Genomic DNA, 19,627 nt, shown 5'->3' with positions numbered 1-19,627 from the left:
GGCGATACTGATAGTCACCGTGCCTCCGGGTGGGCAAGATCGAGTTGCCGCGTATGGTTGCCGCTTGTCGTCACTGAACACGCTAGATCCGCGCGTTCGGTTCAGCTCGGAGGGGAATTACCGATGTCGGGTGACGCACAGGCGTTCTGGCTCGCCGAGCCCGGCCGCGGCGAGATCCGTCCGGTCACGGTCGGTGACCCGGGCCCGGACGAGGTCCTGGTCCGGACCCTGCACTCGGGCGTGAGCCGCGGCACGGAGACCCTGGTGTTCCGCGGCGGCGTGCCGGACAGCCAGCACGCCGCGATGCGGGCGCCGTACCAGGAGGGCGACTTCCCGGCTCCGGTGAAGTACGGCTACCTCAACGTCGGCGTGGTCGAGCAGGGCCCGCCCGAGCTGCTCGGCCGCACGGTCTTCGCCCTGTACCCGCACCAGACCCGCTACGTCGTGCCGGCCACGGCGGTGACCGTGATCCCGGACACCGTTCCGGCCGGCCGGGCGGTCCTGGCCGGCACCGTGGAGACCGCCGTCAACGCGCTCTGGGACGCCGCGCCGCTGGTCGGCGACCGGATCGCCGTGGTCGGCGCGGGCATGGTCGGCGCGAGCGTCGCCGCCGTGCTGGCCCGCTTCCCGGCCGCGAAGGTGCAGCTCGTGGACGCCGACCCGGCCAAGGCCGCCGTCGCCGCCGCGCTCGGCGTCGGATTCGCGCTGCCCGCCGACGCGGACGGCGACTGCGACCTGGTGGTACACGCCAGCGCCACCTCGGCCGGGCTGACCCGGGCGCTCGAGCTGCTCGCGGCGGAGGCTACGGTCATCGAGCTCAGCTGGTACGGCGACCGCGAGGTGAGCGTCCCGCTCGGCGAGTTCTTCCACTCCCGCCGCCTGGTGGTCAAGAGCAGCCAGGTCGGCGGGATCGCGCCGGCGCGGCGTGGCCGGCGCAGCTATGCCGACCGGCTCGCGATCGCGCTGGACCTGCTCGCCGACCCGATCTTCGACGCCCTGATCACCGGGGAGTCGGACTTCGCGCAGCTGCCCGAGGTCATGCCCCGGCTGACCGACGGCTCGCTGCCCGCACTGTGTCATCTGATCAACTACCCGGCAGGAGAGTGAATGTTCAGCGTCACCGTCCGTGACCACATCATGATCGCGCACAGTTTCTCGGGCGAGGTCTTCGGACCCGCGCAGAAGCTGCACGGCGCCACGTTCGTGGTAGACGCCACGTTCAAGCGGCCCGAGCTGGACGCGGACAACATCGTCGTGGACATCGGCCGGGCGAGCGAGGAGCTGCACACCATCTGCGGCACGCTCAGTTACCGGAACCTGGACGACGAGCCCGACTTCGCCGGGCAGAACACCTCGACCGAGTTCCTCGCCAAGGTGATCGCCGACCGGCTCGCCGGCAAGGCGGAGTCGGGTGACCTCGGCGTCGGCGCGCGCGGCCTGACCGGCATCGCGGTCACGCTGCACGAGTCGCACATCGCCTGGGCGAGCTACGAGCGGAACCTGTGACCGAAGCGCTCCACGTGGTGCTGCCGGGCGTCATCGACGACCCGGCGGCGCCGAGCGGCGGGAACACGTACGACCGCCGGGTGCTGACCGGCCTGGCCGCCGACCGCGAGGTGCACGAGATCGCGGTGCCGGCGGCCTGGCCGAACCCCGGGGAGGCGGACGTCGCGGCGCTGGGCCGGGCCCTCGCTCGGATACCGGACGGCGCCGTCGTGCTGCTCGACGGCCTGGTCGGCTGCGCCGTGCCGGAGCTGCTCGAGCCGCACCGCGACCGGGTGCGGCTGGTGGTGCTCGTGCACCTGCCGCTCGGCGACGAGACCGGCCTGTCCCCCGCCGAGGCGGCCGCGCTGACCGCGCGGGAGCGGCGCACGCTGCGCGCCGCGGCCGCGGTCGTGGCGACCAGCTCCGGCGCCGCCCGCCGCCTCGAGGCCCTGCACGACCTGCCCGCCGGCAGCGTGCGGGTGGCCGCGCCGGGCGTCGACCCCGCGCCGCCGGCCGCGCACTCGAGCGCCGGCGACCGGCTGCTGTGCGTGGCCGCGGTCACGCCGCGCAAGGCGCAGGACGTCCTGGTCACGGCCCTGCGGTCGGTCGCCGACCTGCCCTGGACCTGCACCCTGGTCGGCGCGCTGGACCGCGCGCCGGCCTTCGCCGACCGCGTCCGCGGCCTGATCGCGGCCGCGCCCGAACCCGGCCGGATCCGGCTGGTCGGCACCCGCGGCGGGCCGGAGCTGGCCCGCAGCTACGCCGAGGCCGACCTGCTGGTGCTCCCGTCGCTGGCCGAGACGTACGGCATGGTGGTGACCGAGGCCCTCGCGCGCGGCGTGCCGGTGCTCGGCACCCGGGTCGACGGCGTGCCCGAGGCGCTCGGCGCCGCCGCCGACGGCACCACCCCCGGGGACCTCGTGCCCCCGGGCGACCCCGAAGCCCTGGCCGCGGCGCTGCGCCGCTGGCTGACCGACCCGCGGCTGCGGCGCTCCTGGCGGGACTCCGCCCGGGACCGGCGCACCGGCCTGCGGGGCTGGGACGAGACGACCCGACGATTGAGCGAGGTGCTGTACCCATGACCGGAGAGTTCAGCTCGGCGTGGCTGACGCTGCGCGAGCCCGCGGACGCGGCGGCCCGCGCGGCCGACCTGATCGAGGCGCTGCGCCTGCCCGCCGGTGGCGAGCTGGTCATCCGCGACCTCGGCTGCGGTACCGGCTCGCTGGGCCGGTGGCTGGCGCCGAGGCTGCCCGGGCCGCAGCGCTGGGTGCTGCAGGACCGCGACCCCGCGCTGCTCGCCCACGCCGCCGCGCACCTGCCGTCGGCCGCCGCCGACGGCAGCCCGGTGACGGTCGAGACCGCGCAGGGCGACGTCACCGCGCTCACCGCCGCCGACCTGGCCGGCACCACGCTGGTCACCTGCTCGGCGCTGCTCGACCTGTTCACGGTCGACGAGGTCGCCGCGCTGGCCGAGGTCTGCGTCGCGTCGGGCACGCCCGTCCTGTTCACCCTGTCGGTGGTCGGCGAGGTCACCCTCGAGCCCGCGGATCCGCTGGACGCCGAGGTCACCGCCGCGTTCAACGAGCACCAGCGGCGGGTCGTCGGCGGCCGGATGCTGCTCGGGCCGGAGGCGGTCGGCGCCGCGGCGGAGGCGTTCGCGAGCGCCGGCGCGACAGTCACCGTGCGGGACAGCCCGTGGCGGCTCGGGCCGGAGCAGGCCGAGCTCACCGCCGAATGGCTCCGCGGCTGGGTCGGCGCCGCCGCCGAGCAGCGCCCCGAGCTGTCACTGGAGGAGTACCTGAAGAACCGGATTGAGGCCGCCGAGGCCGGCCGGCTGCAGGTAACAGTCGGGCATCAAGATCTTCTTGCGCAGAAATTCTGAACCACCTGCCGCCGCCCGGACGTATTAGTCGCATGAGGGTGGAATTCGAGGGGGCGGCGGGATGAACCGATCGATCTGGGCATGGGTGCGGGTACTCGGCGGGGTGGGGATCCTCGCCGTGTTGCTCTGGCGCCTGGGAACCGGTGCCTTCGTCGACGGACTGCGGGTGATAGACGGCCCGGCGCTGGTCGCCGCGTTCGCGATCGGCGTCGCCACCACGGTGTTCTCGGCCTGGCGGTGGTGCCTGGTGGCCCGCGGGCTCGGCATGACCCTCTCCCTGCGCACCGCGATCGCGGACTACTACAAGGCGCTGTTCATCAACGCGGCGCTGCCGGGCGGGGTGCTCGGCGACGTCGACCGCGCGGTCCAGCACGGCCGCGAGGAGGGCGACGTCGGCAAGAGCGTGCGGGCCGTCGTGCTCGAGCGCACGGCGGGGCAGGTGGTGCTGGTGTCGGTCGGCGTGACGGTGCTGCTGACCGTACCGTCGCCGGTCCTGTCGCACCTGGAGGCGAACGGCCGCGGCATCGCCGTCGCGGCCGCGACCATCACGGGCGTCGCGGCACTTGCGTTCTTCGGCCTCTCCCGGCTGCGTGGCGGCGCGTCCCGGTGGGCGCGCGCGGCGCGGACCGGGGCCGCGGAGGTGCGTTCCGGCCTGCTCGCCCGCCGCAACTGGCCGGGCATCGTGCTCGCCTCGACGGTGGTCCTGGCCGGGCACCTGGCCACGTTCGTGGTCGCCGCCCGCGCCGCCGGCTCGAACGCCTCGCTGCTGCGCCTCGCGCCGCTGATGCTGCTCGCGCTGCTGGCCATGACCCTGCCGGTGAACATCGGCGGCTGGGGACCCCGCGAGGGCGTCACCGCGTGGGCGTTCGGCGCGGCCGGGCTCAGCGCCACCCAGGGCCTGACCATCGCCGTGGTCTACGGGCTGTTCGCCTTCGTCGCCGCGCTGCCGGGCCTGGTCGTGATCATCGCCCGGGCGCTGGCCGGCGCGCGGGCCCGCTCCGCCGCGCGGGCCGCCGCCCGGCCCGTCGCCGCGGTGCCCGCGGTCGCGGCGATCACGCACGCCCGGCCGGTGGCCATCCCTGCGCAGCGGATCGTGCTGCCGGTGCGGGAACTGGTCGGAAGCGGTGCCTGAAAGTGCCGGGCATTCACGTTCGGATTATCTTGGACGCGGGGGTGACGGTGGTCGCTCGGTAGGAGGGCCATCAGTGCTTGAGCGACCGTACGTGCTGCTCAGCTGCGGAATGTCGATCGACGGGTACGTGGACAGCCCGAGCGACGAGCGGCTGCTGCTCTCCAACAGCGCCGACTTCGACCGGGTCGACGAGGTCCGGGCGGGCTGCGACGCCATCCTGGTCGGCGCCGGAACGATCCGCCGGGACAACCCGCGGCTGCTGATCCGCGACGAGACCCGGCGCAAGGACCGGGTGGCCCGCGGCGAGCGGCCCGACCCGGTCAAGGTGACCGTCACCAACAGCTGCCAGCTGGATCCGGCGGCGAGCTTCTTCGCCGTCGGCGAGGCCGACAAGCTGGTCTACTGCGCGAGACCGTCGATCCCGAACGCCCGGCGCCGGCTCGGCGAGGTCGCTACCGTGATCGACGGCGGCGACCCGGTCGACCTGCGCCAGGTCGTCACCGACCTGCACGCTCGCGGCGTCGACCGCCTCATGGTCGAGGGGGGCGGCACGATACACACCGGCTTCCTCACCGCGGGCCTGGCCGACGAGCTGCAGCTGGTGGTCGCGCCGTTCTTCGTCGGCGACTCGCGGGCGCCGCGCTTCGTCGGCGACGGCACGTTCCCATGGGGGCCGGAGCGCCGCGCGAACCTCACCGAGGTACGCCAGATCGGCGACGTGGTGCTGCTGCGGTACGCGCTCTCCGACCGCTACCGGGGCTGACGCCGGTGGCCGAGCAATCTGAAGATCGAAATGGGGGGCGGATGTCCGAGGCGCTGGGCTTGGGGACGATTCCGAAGGCCACGGTACGGACGCGCGTCACCGTCCCGCTGCGCTTCGCCGACGGCTACACGACGGCGGCGCAGGTGCTGACCTTCGACGGGCTGGTCGACGGCGGGGAACACCTCGCGCTCGGGCTGGGCGACTGGGAGCGGGCGCTGTCCGCGTCGCCGCTGGTCCGCCCGCACAGCGAGTGCCTGACCGGCGACGTGTTCGGCAGCCAGCGCTGCGACTGCGGACCGCAGCTGCGCGAGGCGGTCGAGCGCATCGCCGAGACCGGCGGCCTGCTGCTCTACCTGCGCCAGGAGGGCCGGGGCATCGGCCTGTACGCCAAGCTGGACGCGTACGCGCTGCAGGACGCCGGGCTGGACACCTACGAGGCCAACGTGGCGCTGGGCCGGGGCGAGGACGAGCGCGACTACACCGCGGCGGCGCAGATGCTGCTGGCGCTCGGCGCGAACCGGATCCGGCTGCTGAGCAACAACCCGGACAAGGCGGCGCAGCTGGAGGCGCGCGGCATCCGGATCGCGGAGCGGATACCGACCGGGGTGCACCTGTCCTCGGCGAACCTGCGGTACCTGAGCACGAAGGCGTCGCACACCTCGCACACCCTGGAGCTGCCCGGCCTGTGACCGGACCGGCGGCGCCTGCTTCCCGTTTCGGACCGGGGCCGGGCTGCGCCGAACCATGACCTAACGGGCGTCCCAGAATGCGCATCGGTGCTCGGCGGCCAGGGCCGCGTCGCTGATCGGACGGCTCTCGCCGCCGGCGCGCAGCGACTGCACGCCCCGCGGTGGCCAGCCCGGCGAGCCGGTCCGGACGAACGCGCCCCAGGCGCGCTTCATCTCGGCGGCCAGCCGGCGCTCGTCGCGGTCGAAGGTCGGCGCGATCGGCGTGCCGTTGTCGAAGGACGGGAACAGGTAGGCGAGCTCGGCCGCGTGGCCCGCGCCCCAGACGTAGCCCGGTATCGGGGTCAGGCCGGGGCCGGTGCGGTGCGCGAGCTCGTAGGCGTACGTCGTGGTCCAGCGGGCGAAGTCGTGCGTCAGCGCGCGGTTGGCGCAGCCGCCGATGCCGGCCAGCAGCCCGGAGTCGGTCATGATCGCGCCGATCAGGTACGCCGCGGTGAACCGGTCGGGGCTCGCCGGCCACGGGTACCGGGCGAGCACCTCGGCGCCGCCGTTGGCCTGCACCCAGGCCTCGTACTGCTCCCGGGTCGCGCTGATGAAGCCCTGCGCGAACGTCCGGCCCTCGTCCAGGTTCGCGCCGATCACGACCGGTACCCGCGCGAAGCCGCCGGCGGCCACCGCCGCCGCCGGCTCGACCGGCAGCGTCGGCGTGCCGCGGACCAGCGCGAAGCCGCCGGACGGTGCGTCGATCAGCCGGGCCACCGTTGTGGCCCGCAGGCAGGCGACGTTGGCGCAGCCGACCGCGGTCGCCACCCCGGCGCCCGCGCTCTCGGCCGCCGGCTGGGTGCGGGTGAGACACGACCCGCTCTGGATCATCGCCCCGGCCAGCAGCCCGCGGGAGCCGGGCGCGACCAGGTGACCGCAGACCGACCAGCCGCCCGCCGACTCGCCGCCGACCGTGATCCGCGCCGGGTCGCCGCCGAACGCGGCGATGTTGCGGCGGACCCACCCGAGGGCGGCCTGCTGGTCCTGGAAGCCGTAGTTGCCCGACTCGCCGCTCTCCGCGGTCAGCCCGGCCAGGCCGAGGAACCCGAGCACGCCGAGGCGGTAGTTGAAGGACACGCCGATCACGCCGGTGGCCCGCACGATCGCCGCCAGGTCGGCCTGGTTGGAGCTGCCGTTGACCAGGCCGCCGCCGTGGATGAAGACGTAGACGCCCCGGCGCTCGCCGGGCCGCATGGCGGCCGGGCGCTGCACGTTGACGAACAGGCAGTCCTCGGTCTCGGTGCGCGGGCCGTTGGCGCTGGCCGCGGCGGCGCAGCGGGCGCCGTACGCGGTCGCGGGGGCGACGCCGGGCCAGGCCGCGGCGGGTAGCGGGGCACGCCAGCGCAGGCCGCCGACGGGCGGGGTCGCGTAGCGGATGCCCAGGAAGCTGTCCACGCCGCCGGCGCGCACACCCTGCACGAGCCCCTTGTCGGTACGTGCCACCGGGCTCTTGCCGGTGGGTGCCGTCGGGCTCTTGCCGGCGGGTGCCACCGGTCCGCGACCGTCGTGCGCGACGGCGGCACCCGGCACTGCGAGGACGGCGGCGAGAATCGCGCCGATCAACGCGGATGCGGGTCGCATGTGGACAGCCCACTCCTCGTGACGTACCTATGTCAATGCGTAGCCGGAATGTTGACAATTGCCGACCGGGTGCTGTCCACAGACCGAGCATCCGGTCACTCGTTGTCCACAGGCCCCGGGCCCGGCGCCCGGCGAGGTCACTACTATCGCGGGGTGACTTCCGCTCCCGAGATCGACCGGTCCGCGGCAACCGAGGTGCTCAACCGGGTCTTCGGCTACTCCGGATTCCGTGGCCAGCAGCGCGAGATCATCGAGCACGTCATCGCCGGCGGCGACGCCCTGGTGCTGATGCCGACCGGCGGCGGCAAGTCGCTGTGCTACCAGATACCCGCGCTGGTGCGCGACGGCGTCGCGGTGGTGATCTCCCCGCTGATCGCCCTCATGCAGGACCAGGTCGACGCGCTGCGCACCCTCGGCGTGCGGGCCGGCTTCCTCAACTCGACGCAGGACTCCGGCGAGCGCCGCCTGGTCGAGCAGGCCTTCGTCGACGGCAAGCTGGACCTGCTCTACGTCGCGCCCGAGGGCCTCGGCGTCCCGTCCACCCAGCGGCTCCTCGACCGCGGCACCATCGCGCTGTTCGCCATCGACGAGGCGCACTGCGTGTCGCAGTGGGGCCACGACTTCCGCCCCGACTACCTCGCCTTGTCGATGCTGCACGAGCGCTGGCCCGACGTGCCGCGGATCGCGCTCACCGCCACCGCGACCACCGCGACACACGGCGAGATCGCGGCCCGGCTCGACCTGACCGGCGCCCGGCACTTCACCGCCGGCTTCGACCGCCCCAACATCCAGTACCGCATCGTCGCCAAGAACGAGCCCCGCCGCCAGCTGCTCGACCTGCTGCGCACCGAGCACCCGGGCGACGCGGGCATCGTCTACTGCCTGTCCCGCGCCTCGGTGGAGAAGACCGCCGACTTCCTGACGCAGAACGGCATACCCGCCCTGCCGTACCACGCCGGGCTCGACGCCCGCGTCCGCGCCGCCAACCAGTCCCGCTTCCTGCGCGAGGACGGCCTGGTCATGGTCGCCACGATCGCGTTCGGCATGGGCATCGACAAGCCCGACGTGCGCTTCGTCGCCCACCTCGACCTGCCGAAGTCCGTCGAGGGCTACTACCAGGAGACCGGCCGGGCCGGGCGCGACGGCCTGCCGTCCACCGCCTGGCTCGCGTACGGCCTGCAGGACGTCGTGCAGCAACGCAAGATGATCGAGACCTCGGAGGGTGACTTCGCGCACCGCCGCAACCTCGCCGCCCACCTGGACGCCATGCTGGCGCTCTGCGAGACGGTGCAGTGCCGCCGCGCCCGGCTGCTGGCCTACTTCGGCCAGCCGGGCGCCGCCGACTGCGGCAACTGCGACACCTGCCTCAATCCCCCCGAGTCCTGGGACGGCACGATCGCGGCGCAGAAGCTGCTCTCCACGGTGCTGCGCCTGCAGCGCGAGCGCGGCCAGAAGTTCGGCGCCGGCCAGTCCATCGACATCCTGCTCGGCAAGACCACCGACAAGGTCACCCAGTTCCGCCACCACGAGCTGAGCGTCTTCGGCATCGGCGCGGACCTGCGCGAGTCCGAGTGGCGCGGCGTGGTCCGGCAGCTGCTGGCCCAGGGCCTGCTCGCGGTGGAGGGCGACTACGGCACGCTGGTGCTCACCGACGCCAGCGGCACCGTCCTGCGCAAGGAACGCGAGGTCATGATGCGCCGCGAGCCGGAGCGCGCCGCCCGCGCCCCGAAGGCCCGCTCGACCAAGGCGGCCCCGGCGGCCGACCTGCCCCCGGAGGCGGCACCGCTGTTCGAGCGGCTACGCACCTGGCGCGCCGCCGCGGCGAAGGAGGCCGGCGTCCCGGCTTACGTGGTCTTCCACGACGCGACCCTGCGCCAGATCGCCACCCAGCGCCCGGGCAGCCTGGCCGAACTCTCCACCATCAACGGCGTCGGCGAGAACAAACTGGCCAGATTCGGCGACCAACTCCTAGCCGCCCTAACCGAAGACTGACCCGAACCGGTCCAGCCGGACGCCCCGGGCGGTCCCGGGCGGTCCCGGGCGGTCCGGGTCCGGGTCGAGGCGGGTCCGGGTCGGGACGGTCCGGGCCGGGACGGGTCCGGGTCGAGCGCCCCGGGACGGTCCGGCGGGCGCCCCGGGTCGGGGCGGGTCCGGATCGGGACAGTCCGGCCGGGCGTCCCAGGTCGGGGCGGGTCCGGATCGGGACGGTCCGGATCGGGACAGTCCGGCCGGGCGGCCCGGGTCGGGGCGGGCCGGGGCGGGTCGGGTCCGGCTGGACGTCCCGGAACGGGTCCGGCCTGGCGGGGCGGGGCCGGCCGGTCCGGCCGGACGGTCCGAATAGTGCGAGCGGCGTCGTGTGCCGGTCGTCACGCGCGGCCTCGCGGGTCGCGAACGGCGCCGAAAAACCTCATGCGTCCGCTCCCATGGCCGATCAAACAAGCCGTGAACCCAACGCTGCCATTTCCCGTGCCGGGCACCCAGCTCGTGCACGTCGGCCGGCAGCCGATCTTCGATGTGACCGGCGATGTCGTCGCCTACGAGCTGCTCTTCCGCGGCAGCATGGACGCGGTCGAGGCCGACCGCCGCGACACGTACGCGACCAGCCAGGTCATCGTCAACACGTTCACCGAGTTCGGCATCGACGAGGTCGTCGGCGACCGTACCTGCTTCATCAACCTGACCCGCGAGTTCCTCATCGGCGAGCTGGCGCTGCCGTTCGGCCCCGAGCACGTGGTGCTCGAGGTGCTCGAGACGGTCGAGATCGACGACGAGGTCATCGAGGGCGTCACCGCGCTGGTCGCGCAGGGCTACCGGATCGCGCTGGACGACTTCGTCTGGGGCTCGGGGCACGAGAAGCTGCTTCCGCTGGCCTCGTACGTGAAGCTCGATCTGCTGCTGGGTGACCTCACCCACCTGGACGAGATCGTCGCGGCCTGCCGGGCGCACGCCGGGATCCAGATCATCGCCGAGGGCCTGGAGACCGGCGAGCAGCTGGCGCTGAGCAACCGGTACGGCTTCGAGCTGCGCCAGGGTTACGTGCTCAGCCGGCCGCAGGTGCTGACCGCCACCAGCCTCACCCCCTCGCGGCTGCGCCGCCTGGAACTGCTCGCCGCGCTCAGCGCCGCCGACACCGACCTCGAGCGCGTCCTCACGATCATCGCGGGCGACCCGGCGCTGACCATGCGGGTGCTGCGGGCCAGCAACTCGGCCGCCGTGGGTCTGAGCACCAAGATCTCCTCGGTGCGCCAGGCCGTGGTGATGCTCGGCATCGCGCACATCCGCCAGTGGGCCATGCTGATGGTCGTCGACGACGTCGCCGAGGCGACCGAGGAGCAGATGGCGGACGCGCTCACCCGGGCCCGCCTCTGCGAGAACGTCGCGTCGGCCTTCAACGCGAACCCCGACGCGGCGTTCATGGCGGGGCTGATCGGCGCGGTGGCCGGCATGCTCGGCCTCTCGAACGCCGCGATGGCGCACCAGCTGCCGCTGAGCACGGACATCGCCGGCGCCCTCGAGCGGGGCACCGGGCCGATCGGTCAGGTGCTGCGGGTGGTGAACGCGTACGAGCGGGGCGATCTGGCGGAAGTCGCGGCCGCGTACTCGGGCGATGATCTCGCGGGTACCGTGATGGACGCGATGCGCTGGTCCCGGATGGCCGTGCAGGCCACCCAGGGTGCCATCTGACATTGAACCTTTCTCAACGTGGCGAGGCCGGCAGCGGTCGGCGCCGACGGGCTCGATGCCAGGCTGAAAGGTTCATTGCCCATCTCCTATAGGGGGGATAGGCTTTACCGGCCATCTCGCCGCATCCGAGGAGAGGGTCATGGTCAAGATGTCGCCCGCCACCCGCCTGGCCACCCCGGTCGACACCGCGGCATACGGCGAATACCGCATCCCCGACACCCCCGGACCGCTGCTGCGCTTCACCGGCCGGATCACCGAGACCGGCGACTTCACCGCCCGGCCGTTCCGCTACCACGTGTACGGCGGCTGGTTCTGTCCCTGGTCGCAGCGGGTCGCGATCACCCGCGCCCTCTCCGGCCTCGAGGACATCGTCGGCATGTCGTTCGTCGACGGCGCCCGTGACGGCCGCGGCTGGGCGTTCCGGGAGCGGTACGGCCCGGACCCGGTCAACGGCTTCACCCTGCTGCGCGAGGTCTACGAGGCCACCGAGGAGGGCTTCGACGGCCACATCTGCGTGCCGGCGTTGTGGGACCGCGCCAACGCGCGCCTGGTCAGCAACGACTGCGTCGGCATCGGCATCGACCTGGCCACCCGGTTCCGGCACCTGACGGAACCGCTGGTGGAGACGTACCCGGAGCGGCTGCGCGACCGCATCGAGGAGCTGGACCGCTGGCTCGGCCCGGCCGTCAACCACGGCGCCGGCGCGGCCGGCAGCCCCGGCCCGGCCCGCACCGCCCTGCTCGAGGCGTTCGAGCAGCTGGACGACCGGCTGTCCCGGTCGCGCTACCTGCTCGGCGACGACCTGACCGAGGCCGACATCCGGCTCTGGGTGACGCTGGTCCGCTACGACGTCGGCGTGAACGCCGAACGGACCATCAACCCCGGACTCCACGTGTACCCACACCTGTGGTCGTACGCCCGCGCCCTGTACCGCATCCCGGCGTTCCGCGACACCACCGACTTCGCCTCCTTCTCCCGCCCAGGCGCCACCCGCCCGAACTGGAACGAACCCACCCCCTGACCCACCGCGCAACGCAAATCCTCGCGCCAGACCGCCCGATCGGCCGGGATCGGGCCGCCGCGGCAACACCTAGTATCGTCCGGTGCGTTCCAAGATTGCCGCGCTGACGTGCGCGCTCATGCTCACCGGCTGCGGCTCCGCGGGCACCGCCGCCCCAGAACCGGTCGCGTCGCTGCCGGCCCCGCCCGCGCCCGGCGCATCGACGCCGCCCTCGCCCGGCCCGAGTTCTTCGGCCGCGCCGACCAAGAGCGCACCCCCGAAGCCCGCACCCGCTTTGCCGAGTCCTGGCAATCCGGACGGTGAGGCGGTCGTTCCGGCGGAGGCGAAGGCGGTCGACACCAGCAAGCCCGACCGGGTCATCGGCACCGGCACTCCCGCGAGCTGCACCTCGGCCGCGGTCGTCAAGGCCGTCGCGGCCGGCGGCAAGATCACCTTCGACTGCGGCCCGGCGCCGGTCACGATCACCATGAAGGCCACCGCCAAGGTACGCAACGACCACGGCCCCGACGTCGTGCTCGACGGCGGCGGCCGGGTCACCCTCAGCGGTGCCGGCAAGCGCCGGATCCTGTACCAGAACACCTGCGACCAGGCGCAGCGCTTCACCACCTCGCACTGCCAGGACCAGCCGACGCCGCGGCTGACCGTGCAGAACCTGACGTTCAAGGACGGCGACTCCACCGGCGACACCACCGAGGGCGGCGGCGGAGGCGCGATCTTCGTGCGCGGCGGGCGCCTCAAGGTCGTCAACTCCCGCTTCACCGGCAACCGCTGCGACGCGACGGGCCCGGACCTCGGCGGCGCGGCGATCCGCGCGCTGTCGCAGTCCCGGAACCGCCCGGTGTACATCGTGCACAGCACCTTCAGCGGCGGAGTCTGCGCTAACGGCGGCGCGCTGAGCAGCATCGGCGTCTCCTGGACGGTGCTGAACAGCGTCTTCACCGGCAACAAGGCGATCGGCAGGGGCGCCAACCCGGCCCGTGGCGGCACCCCGGGCGGCGGCTCCGGCGGCGCGATCTACACCGACGGCAACCTCTTCACCGTCACCCTCTCCGGCACGGTCGTGCGGGACAACCGCGCCAACGAGGGCGGCGGCGCGATCTTCTTCGTGAGCAACGACCGCACCGGCACGCTGACGCTCAAGAGCTCGTCCCTGAAGCGCAACCGCAGCGCCGGTTTCGAAACCGCCGGCCAGCCGGGGATCTTCTTCCTCGGGGCCCGCATCAACCGCTGACCCATCCGGTACGGGCGGCGCGGCCGACAGACGCAGGATCGGGGCTGGACCGGCGCACCGGGCCGGTAGGTGCGGCGTCGCGCCTCCGGGACCGGCCGCCGGGCGGAGATCGTCTCTACTTCCTCGGCCCGCCTTCGAGGCGGGCCGAGCCCACCCGAGAACACGCACGCACGGCCACCAACGGCGGACGCCGAGGTCGCGGCGGGCGGCCAACCGCTACGGACCGGCGTTGGATCGCCGCCCGGTCGAGGGATCGATCGCCGGTACGTGCGTCGCGTCGCCCGCCGGAGTGATAATCACGGCTGTGACCAATTGGGAGTATGCGCGACTCGAGTACCGTGCGGCCGGCACCTTCGGCGCGGACCGGTTCATGGACTGGACGGCCACGTTCCACCACCCGGGTGGAACCCTGCGGTGGGGCACCGACGAACGCTTCGACGACCTGCGCCACCTGAACCGGGCCGGCGCCGCCGGCTGGCAGGCGTACGACCGGGCCGCGATCCATGTGATCAACGAGCCGCACCGCCTGCACGGCGTCACGTACTCGATGCGCCGCCCGGTCCCGTAGTCCGCACCCGATTCCCCCGCGTGGCGGCCACCGGAACGGCGGCCGCCACGCCATTTCCTCCACAGTCGACGGTGCGACGGTCGGGGCCGCGGCTGGCCGGAGGACATTCAAAGCTCATTCATAGATAGACATGTTTCACTGCCTGCTCAAGATTTGAGACGGCGGTCAGCGGCCGCGCCCTACCGGGCGATCCGGCCGTCCGCCGCCTACCACGAGTAGGAGCATCCATGTCAGAACACCGCGACGAGACCCCGATCGACAACGACGCCTACGTGCGGGAGGTGCACGACAAGGGCCTGCAGTTCGACCTCCGGACGATGTCCCGGCGGCGGATGCTGACGGCGCTCGGCAGCGCCGGCGTGCTGGGCGCCGTCGGGGGCAGGCTGCTCACCGACCAGAGCCCCGCCGAGGCGGCCTGCGTGGCCGAGGTGGAGTCCGAGACCGCCGGCCCGTACCCCGCCGACGGCAGCAACGGCATCGAGATCCGCACCGTCGCCGGCGTCGTGCGCAGCGACATCCGCCCGTCGTTCAACGGCGCGACGGGCGTCGCCGGCGGCATCGGGCTCAACTTCTCCCTGACCGTGCTCAGCCTGGCCTGCGTGCCGCTGGTCGGCGCGGCGGTGTACGCCTGGCACTGCGATCGCGAGGGCCGGTACTCGCTGTACTCCAGCGGCGTCACCAACCAGAACTACCTGCGCGGCATCCAGGCCACCGACTCCACCGGCACCGTCACGTTCAGGAGCGTCTACCCCGGCTGCTACGCGGGTCGCTGGCCGCACATCCACTTCGAGGTCTACTCGTCCCTGGCGAACGCCACCAGCGGCCGCGGCCCGATCGTCAAGACCTCCCAGATCGCCCTGCCCAAGGACGTGTCGTCGGCCGTCTACGCGACCACCGGCTACAGCCAGAGCGTGACCAACCTCAGCCGGGTCACCCTCGCCACCGACATGGTCTTCCGCGACGACCTGGCGGCCCGCGAGATGGCCACCGTCACCGGCAACGTGACGACCGGCTACACCGCCCGGCTGACGATCGCGGTCAGAGCCTGACCGACCGGGACCCGGTCCGCGCCCGGGGGACGGCGCTCCCGCAACACGGAGCGGCCGGGCGCGGACCAACCTGGGCAGGCACCGCTGAGGCCTGAGGCCGCTACCTTTCACTCACCACTCGACGTAGATCGGCCACCAGCCCGGACTGTTCTTTCGCGGCCGGTTCAGGCACCGTTTGCCCGTGACGGAGTACACCGCGGCAGCCATCACGGTCCTGGCGTTCGACGAGTCGGTTCGCCGCCGGCCAGGCATGTACTTCGGGGCCGAGCCGCACCTGGCAACCAGCATCCTGACCGCCGTCGTCATAGCGTCCCTGCACCCGGGCCTGAAAGTCGCGCCCGCCGGTCCACCCGACGTCGCCGCGGAGATCATCGCTGACCTCACATTCTCGATAACCGACAACTGGCCGACCGGCCCGGACGGCTCAACCGCCGGCTACTACGGTCCCTCCTGACCCACTACCGCTGGGTCCACGCCGCGGCCGCCGCGGTGAGCACCCACACCACGATCGAGACCTGGCACGCAGGCCACGCCCTGCGTCAAGACCTCGCCGGCTTACGCCCCACCGGACCACCCCACGAACTCGACCCGCCACCTGACACCGGCACCGGCACCGGCACCGGCACCGGCACCGGCACCAAACTGACCTACCACCTCGACCCGTCTTACTTCACGCCGTCCATCCTCAACACCCCCACCCTCGGCCTCCACGCCGAAGGCTGCTGTGACCTCCCTGGCCGGTTCCGGCTTCGCGACCGCCGCCCCACCACATCCTGACCGGCTGTTCAACGCCGAGGGGTCCGATCCAACGCCCGCCAGCCTGCGACAGAACATCCCGCAGTCCGCGACAAGCGCACGCAGCATCCCCGCAGCAAACGGTCCCACCGGCCCGTGGCGAGCGCGCACGACCCGCGGCCGGGGCGAATGCGCCGGGTGGGATCAGTCGGCTACTTGTTCGCCGCGGAGCAGGCCGAAGACGACGATGTCGCACCACGCGCCGTCGCGGAACTCGGCTCCGCGCAGCACGCCCTCCTGGCGGAAGCCGATCTTGCGGAGTGCGTGTTGTTCGGCCGCGTTCTCCGGCTGTGTCCCCGCCTCGATGCGGTGCACCGCCGTGTGGGCGAACAGGTACCGGCAGAGCAGAGCCTGAGCCCGCGTGCCGAAACCGCGGCCTCGCCACTCCGGCAGCAGGACGATCCCCACGTTGTGGTACCGGCCGGCCCCGTGTCCGGCCGAGGTCCAGCCGACGAACCCGGCGGCCTCGTCGCCGACCGCGACGATCAGGATGCCGTCCCGGTCGCCGAGCCAACCATCGCTCTCGAATCGGCGGCGCTGCCGGCCGGCGTCGCGGAAGCCATACCAGTTCGGGCCGATCAGGCCCGGCTCCACATCGAAACGGCAGAGCAGATCCAGGTCTGATTCCCGCACCGGACGCAGCTCGACAGCAGGGGTGTCCATGCCGGCGACGCTAGCGGGCGGCGGCCACCGCGGAAGGTGATGTGGGCCCGGGGGATCGGCAGGCGCCGCTCCCCCGGGCCCGGTGGGTCAGCTGCTGAACACCTCGAACTCGGCGGCGACCACATTGCCCGCCGCGGCCGAGGCCGTGGCGCAGTCCGTGGCGCTGCGCGGGTCGTTCTCCTGCTCGCCCGCGTAGAGCGGGTTGCCCGTGCACTGGTTGGTGAGCACCCGCAGCCGCACGTGCGTGGCCGGGGTCGGCCGGACCTGGAACGTCTTCAGCAGCAGGTTCGGCACCTTGGGACGGAACTGCGCGGTGTCGAAGGCGTTCGCCGCGCTGGCGTACGCCACCTTGTAGCCCGCGTCCGTCGCGCAGTCCGCGCCCGTCGTCGCGTTGCAGGTCAGGATCTCGAACTGGCGGACCGTGCTGTACATCGTCGAGGTGGCCGCGCCGGCGCCGGGGAAGGCGCTGAGCTGGACCCGGGACACCAGCTTGGGCGCGTCCGTGGGCAGGTCGACCGTCACCTGCCGGCCGGCCGCGCCGCCCGTTGCGGTCCAGGCGGTGCCCTCGGCGTCGTCGGTGAGGCGGCCCAGGTTCGTGCCGTCGCCGGTGATCGTCGCGCCGGAGGCGGCCGAGGCCAGGTTGGCCGGCATGACCACGCCGACGTTGGCGGTGACGCCGGGGTAGATGGTCTGGGTGAAGCGCTTGTGGCCGTAGCCGGCGCCGATGGCCAGGAAGCGGTACGTGCCGGGCGCCAGCGTCACCGTGGCCGGCAGGGCGGTCGCCGGGTCGGTGTCGGCGACCGGGACGGTGCCGAAGTCGTAGTCGCCGACGTAGAGGCGGACCGGCTTGCCGGCGGCCTCGCCGAGGGCCTTGAACGTCACCTCGACGTTCTCGGTGTACGGCGACGCGAAGCTCGGCACCGGGTCGGAGTCCGACGGGCCGCTCGACGCGCCGGCGCCCATGCCGCGGGCGGCGAACGCGTTCCACAGCAGGTCGGCGTTGGCGCCGTCGAAGCGCAGCGCGTCCGCGGTGATCATGTTGTCGCGCATGTCGAGCATGCTGATCGAGCCGGCCGCGGCGAGCAGGAACGAGTCGAAGACCAGCTGTACCCAGCGGCGGTTGCCCGGGCATTCGGTGGCCGGCGTGGTGCCGGCCGCGCAGCTCTCCTGCAGCGCCCGGGTGCCCGAGCCGTAGCGGGCGATGAAGGCGCGGCGGACGTCGAAGTTCGTCGCGCTCCAGATCTCGCCGTCGGAGTGCACGGCGGCGCCGCGGTCGTAGCCGTAGTTGGTGTAGTTGAGCGCGCTGTTGCTCATGTCGTAGTTGCGGATGCCGGCGGCCAGGTCGCCGGTCACGTACGCGCCGGTGAGGTACGGCGTGTTGCCCCGCGGGGTGTAGCCGCTCTCGAACAGGTACTCCATCGCCAGCAGGTCCGACCAGCTCTCGCCCATCGCCTGGCCCTGCGACGAGCTGATGCCGCTGTCCGGGCCGGCGATCATGCGGTTGCTGATCGCGTGGGTGTACTCGTGGCCGATGACCGTCATGTCGAAGTCACCGTCGACGCAGGGCGGGTAGGCGCTGCCGGCGAACGGCTGCCACATGTACATGTTCGTGACCGGCTGCATGCCGTCCGGCGGCGTCGCCTGGTTGGCGTTGTTGCGGGTGGTGGCGGTGGCCGCGCCCTGCTGTGCGTTGCCGCGCTCGGCGTCGGCGCCCTTGCCGTACGGCAGGGTGTTGGTCTTCTGCAGGTTCCAGGTGGCCTCGGTGAAGCCGAGCTTGTAAGACCAGTCGTGCATCCGGTTGTGCATCGCGAACAGGTTCGCGGTGGCCGCGTCGGCGTCGGCCTGCTCGGGCGAGGTCAGCGAGTTCGGGTCGCACCTGCTGGTGTTCCACTGGTTCGTGAACGGGTAGACGTATTCGCGGTCGGGCCGGGCGGCGGCGGGCACGGCCGGGTTGCCGTTGCCCCACAGGCGCACCGTGTCGGCCGAGTTGCCGGACGAGGTGAAGGTGGGCAGCCCGGTGGCCGGGTCGACGTCCCAGGGCCGGCCGGTCGCCGGGTCGAGGACCTGCCGGGAACAGCCGGCGGCCGTCGTCGCGCACCAGGTCTGGCGGGTGTCGGCGCCGTTGGCCGGCGGGGTGCCCGGGAAGACCTTCCAGTGCGGGTCGCCCTCGGCGAAGTTGACCAGGTTCTCGCGCAGCAGCACCTTGCCGTCGCGGGCGTCGATGTAGGTGGTGTAGCCGAGCGGGTGGTCGACGTCGTTCGACAGGACCACGACCTCGTACGCGGCCCGCGGGTCGGCGCCGGGCATCGGCACCGCGACGAGCCGGACCCGGGAGTCGGCCAGCTCGGCCCGGTCGATCCCGGCGTCGGTGAGGGCCGCGGCCACGGCGTCGTCGGCGGACAGGGTCGCGGCGGCGGGCTTGGCGGTGCGCGGGCTCAGCGACGAGGTGACGCGCAGGACGTCGCCGTCCTTGACGGCGACCGCGACGAGGCCGTCGTGGGCCGCGGGCAGGCCGCCGAAGCGCTGGCGCAGCAGGACGACGGCGCCGCCGCCGACCTCGGTCTCGGCGACGGTCTCCAGGTCGTCGACCGCGGCCGACCGCAGGGAGAACAGGCCCTGGCTGTTCTTCAGGTAGTCGCGGGCGACCGTCTCCGGGTCGCTCTTGGTCCCGGCGGCGAGCCGGCCCTTGGCGGCGGAAACCGCGGAAGGGGCGACGGAGGCCGGGGTGCCGAGCCTGTTCCAGCGGATGGCGAGGTCGTCGTCGCGGACCAGGGCGCGCTGGCCGGTGGTGGGTGCGGCGGTGCCGCCGCGGTTGTCGATGAATTCGTACTCGTCGTCGAGGTGCTCGCCGGTCAGCGGCGTCGCGGCCCGCGACGGCTCGGCGGGAGCCGCGGCCGCGCCGATGGGCGCGGCGGCGATTATGGTGGTTGCGGCGAGGATTCCGGCGATGGCGGACCGTCTGCGTGTACGCACGCATGCCTCCTGAGATCGGCCTGGAGGATCTCTCCAGGCCGTCGAGACATTACGCTCGCATCGACGTTCATA

18 protein-coding genes are annotated in these 19,627 nt (G+C 73.0%); 15 read left to right on the top strand and 3 right to left on the bottom strand.

Annotation, left to right across the window (positions count from 1 at the left end; genetic code table 11):
* Positions 1–123: 123 nt before the first annotated feature.
* From ACIBSW_RS34785 to ribA, 7 genes are all read left to right on the top strand, one after another.
* Positions 124–1,107 carry a zinc-binding alcohol dehydrogenase gene (locus ACIBSW_RS34785; RefSeq protein ID WP_354729373.1) on the top strand — a complete coding sequence of 328 codons (984 nt, stop codon included), beginning with the start codon at positions 124–126 and terminating at the stop codon, positions 1,105–1,107.
* Entirely contained in the window at positions 1,108–1,506 is a 399-nt protein-coding gene (locus ACIBSW_RS34780; RefSeq protein ID WP_354729374.1) for a 6-carboxytetrahydropterin synthase, read from the top strand.
* Positions 1,503–2,567, top strand: a complete 1,065-nt coding sequence (locus ACIBSW_RS34775; protein WP_404799548.1) for a glycosyltransferase family 4 protein — start codon at positions 1,503–1,505, stop codon at positions 2,565–2,567. Before ACIBSW_RS34780 ends, ACIBSW_RS34775 begins: the two co-directional genes overlap by 4 nt.
* On the top strand, positions 2,564–3,367 hold the full coding sequence (locus ACIBSW_RS34770) for a class I SAM-dependent methyltransferase (protein WP_354729676.1): 804 nt from the start codon (positions 2,564–2,566) through the stop codon (positions 3,365–3,367). Before ACIBSW_RS34775 ends, ACIBSW_RS34770 begins: the two co-directional genes overlap by 4 nt.
* 61 nt (positions 3,368–3,428) lie before the next feature.
* Positions 3,429–4,499, top strand: a complete 1,071-nt coding sequence (locus ACIBSW_RS34765; RefSeq protein WP_354729678.1) for a lysylphosphatidylglycerol synthase transmembrane domain-containing protein — start codon at positions 3,429–3,431, stop codon at positions 4,497–4,499.
* A gap of 73 nt (positions 4,500–4,572) precedes the next feature.
* The gene (locus tag ACIBSW_RS34760; protein WP_354729680.1) at positions 4,573–5,262 is read left to right on the top strand and encodes a dihydrofolate reductase family protein; all 690 of its coding nucleotides are present in this window, start codon (positions 4,573–4,575) and stop codon (positions 5,260–5,262) included.
* A gap of 68 nt (positions 5,263–5,330) precedes the next feature.
* Positions 5,331–5,951 (top strand): GTP cyclohydrolase II, encoded by a 621-nt coding sequence (gene ribA / locus ACIBSW_RS34755; RefSeq protein WP_404799563.1) that lies wholly within the window; start codon positions 5,331–5,333, stop codon positions 5,949–5,951.
* A gap of 60 nt (positions 5,952–6,011) precedes the next feature.
* Here the strand turns inward: ribA and ACIBSW_RS34750 are convergent, their stop codons facing one another.
* Positions 6,012–7,571, bottom strand: a complete 1,560-nt coding sequence (locus ACIBSW_RS34750; RefSeq protein WP_354729684.1) for a carboxylesterase family protein — start codon at positions 7,569–7,571, stop codon at positions 6,012–6,014.
* A gap of 153 nt (positions 7,572–7,724) precedes the next feature.
* On the opposite strand from ACIBSW_RS34750, the gene recQ reads away from it, so the two are divergent.
* From recQ to ACIBSW_RS34710, 8 genes are all read left to right on the top strand, one after another.
* On the top strand, positions 7,725–9,563 hold the full coding sequence (gene recQ / locus ACIBSW_RS34745) for a DNA helicase RecQ (protein ID WP_354729686.1): 1,839 nt from the start codon (positions 7,725–7,727) through the stop codon (positions 9,561–9,563).
* Positions 9,564–10,013: 450 nt separating this feature from the next.
* The gene (locus ACIBSW_RS34740) at positions 10,014–11,255 is read left to right on the top strand and encodes an HDOD domain-containing protein (protein WP_354729688.1); all 1,242 of its coding nucleotides are present in this window, start codon (positions 10,014–10,016) and stop codon (positions 11,253–11,255) included.
* Between the two features lie 139 nt (positions 11,256–11,394).
* Entirely contained in the window at positions 11,395–12,276 is an 882-nt protein-coding gene (locus tag ACIBSW_RS34735) for a glutathione S-transferase C-terminal domain-containing protein (protein ID WP_354729690.1), read from the top strand.
* A gap of 82 nt (positions 12,277–12,358) precedes the next feature.
* On the top strand, positions 12,359–13,507 hold the full coding sequence (locus ACIBSW_RS34730) for a hypothetical protein (RefSeq protein WP_354729692.1): 1,149 nt from the start codon (positions 12,359–12,361) through the stop codon (positions 13,505–13,507).
* A gap of 304 nt (positions 13,508–13,811) precedes the next feature.
* A complete protein-coding gene (locus tag ACIBSW_RS34725) occupies positions 13,812–14,075 on the top strand; it encodes a hypothetical protein (protein WP_184994232.1) in 264 nt (87 codons plus the stop codon).
* 227 nt (positions 14,076–14,302) lie between these two features.
* Positions 14,303–15,124: an intradiol ring-cleavage dioxygenase gene (locus ACIBSW_RS34720; protein ID WP_354729694.1), complete on the top strand. Its 822-nt coding sequence runs from the start codon at positions 14,303–14,305 to the stop codon at positions 15,122–15,124.
* Between the two features lie 181 nt (positions 15,125–15,305).
* On the top strand, positions 15,306–15,578 hold the full coding sequence (locus tag ACIBSW_RS34715; RefSeq protein WP_354729696.1) for a hypothetical protein: 273 nt from the start codon (positions 15,306–15,308) through the stop codon (positions 15,576–15,578).
* A 35-nt stretch (positions 15,579–15,613) separates the two neighbouring features.
* Positions 15,614–15,901 carry a hypothetical protein gene (locus ACIBSW_RS34710; RefSeq protein ID WP_354729698.1) on the top strand — a complete coding sequence of 96 codons (288 nt, stop codon included), beginning with the start codon at positions 15,614–15,616 and terminating at the stop codon, positions 15,899–15,901.
* A gap of 162 nt (positions 15,902–16,063) precedes the next feature.
* On the opposite strand, the gene ACIBSW_RS34705 is transcribed toward ACIBSW_RS34710, so the two are convergent.
* Together ACIBSW_RS34705 and ACIBSW_RS34700 are read right to left on the bottom strand one after the other, a co-directional pair.
* Positions 16,064–16,582 carry a GNAT family protein gene (locus tag ACIBSW_RS34705; RefSeq protein WP_354729700.1) on the bottom strand — a complete coding sequence of 173 codons (519 nt, stop codon included), beginning with the start codon at positions 16,580–16,582 and terminating at the stop codon, positions 16,064–16,066.
* A gap of 87 nt (positions 16,583–16,669) precedes the next feature.
* Positions 16,670–19,555 carry a M36 family metallopeptidase gene (locus ACIBSW_RS34700; RefSeq protein WP_404799547.1) on the bottom strand — a complete coding sequence of 962 codons (2,886 nt, stop codon included), beginning with the start codon at positions 19,553–19,555 and terminating at the stop codon, positions 16,670–16,672.
* Between the last annotated feature and the right edge of the window lie 72 nt (positions 19,556–19,627).

This window comes from Actinoplanes sp. NPDC049668, assembly GCF_044465445.1.
Lineage (GTDB): Bacteria > Actinomycetota > Actinomycetes > Mycobacteriales > Micromonosporaceae > Actinoplanes.
The sequence above is the reverse complement of the archived record's forward strand: the minus strand, read 5'-3'. Positions and strand labels throughout refer to the sequence as shown.

Bases quoted from the DNA above. Each gene is read 5' to 3' on its own strand.
- ACIBSW_RS34785 (WP_354729373.1), top strand. From the start codon at position 124: ATGTCGGGTGACGCACAGGCGTTCTGGCTCGCCGAGCCCGGCCGCGGC.
- ACIBSW_RS34735 (WP_354729690.1), top strand. From the start codon at position 11,395: ATGGTCAAGATGTCGCCCGCCACCCGCCTGGCCACCCCGGTCGACACC.
- ACIBSW_RS34720 (WP_354729694.1), top strand. From the start codon at position 14,303: ATGTCAGAACACCGCGACGAGACCCCGATCGACAACGACGCCTACGTG.
- ACIBSW_RS34765 (WP_354729678.1), top strand. From the start codon at position 3,429: ATGAACCGATCGATCTGGGCATGGGTGCGGGTACTCGGCGGGGTGGGG.
- ACIBSW_RS34705 (WP_354729700.1), bottom strand. From the start codon at position 16,582: ATGGACACCCCTGCTGTCGAGCTGCGTCCGGTGCGGGAATCAGACCTG.
- ACIBSW_RS34770 (WP_354729676.1), top strand. From the start codon at position 2,564: ATGACCGGAGAGTTCAGCTCGGCGTGGCTGACGCTGCGCGAGCCCGCG.
- ACIBSW_RS34780 (WP_354729374.1), top strand. From the start codon at position 1,108: ATGTTCAGCGTCACCGTCCGTGACCACATCATGATCGCGCACAGTTTC.
- ACIBSW_RS34750 (WP_354729684.1), bottom strand. From the start codon at position 7,571: ATGCGACCCGCATCCGCGTTGATCGGCGCGATTCTCGCCGCCGTCCTC.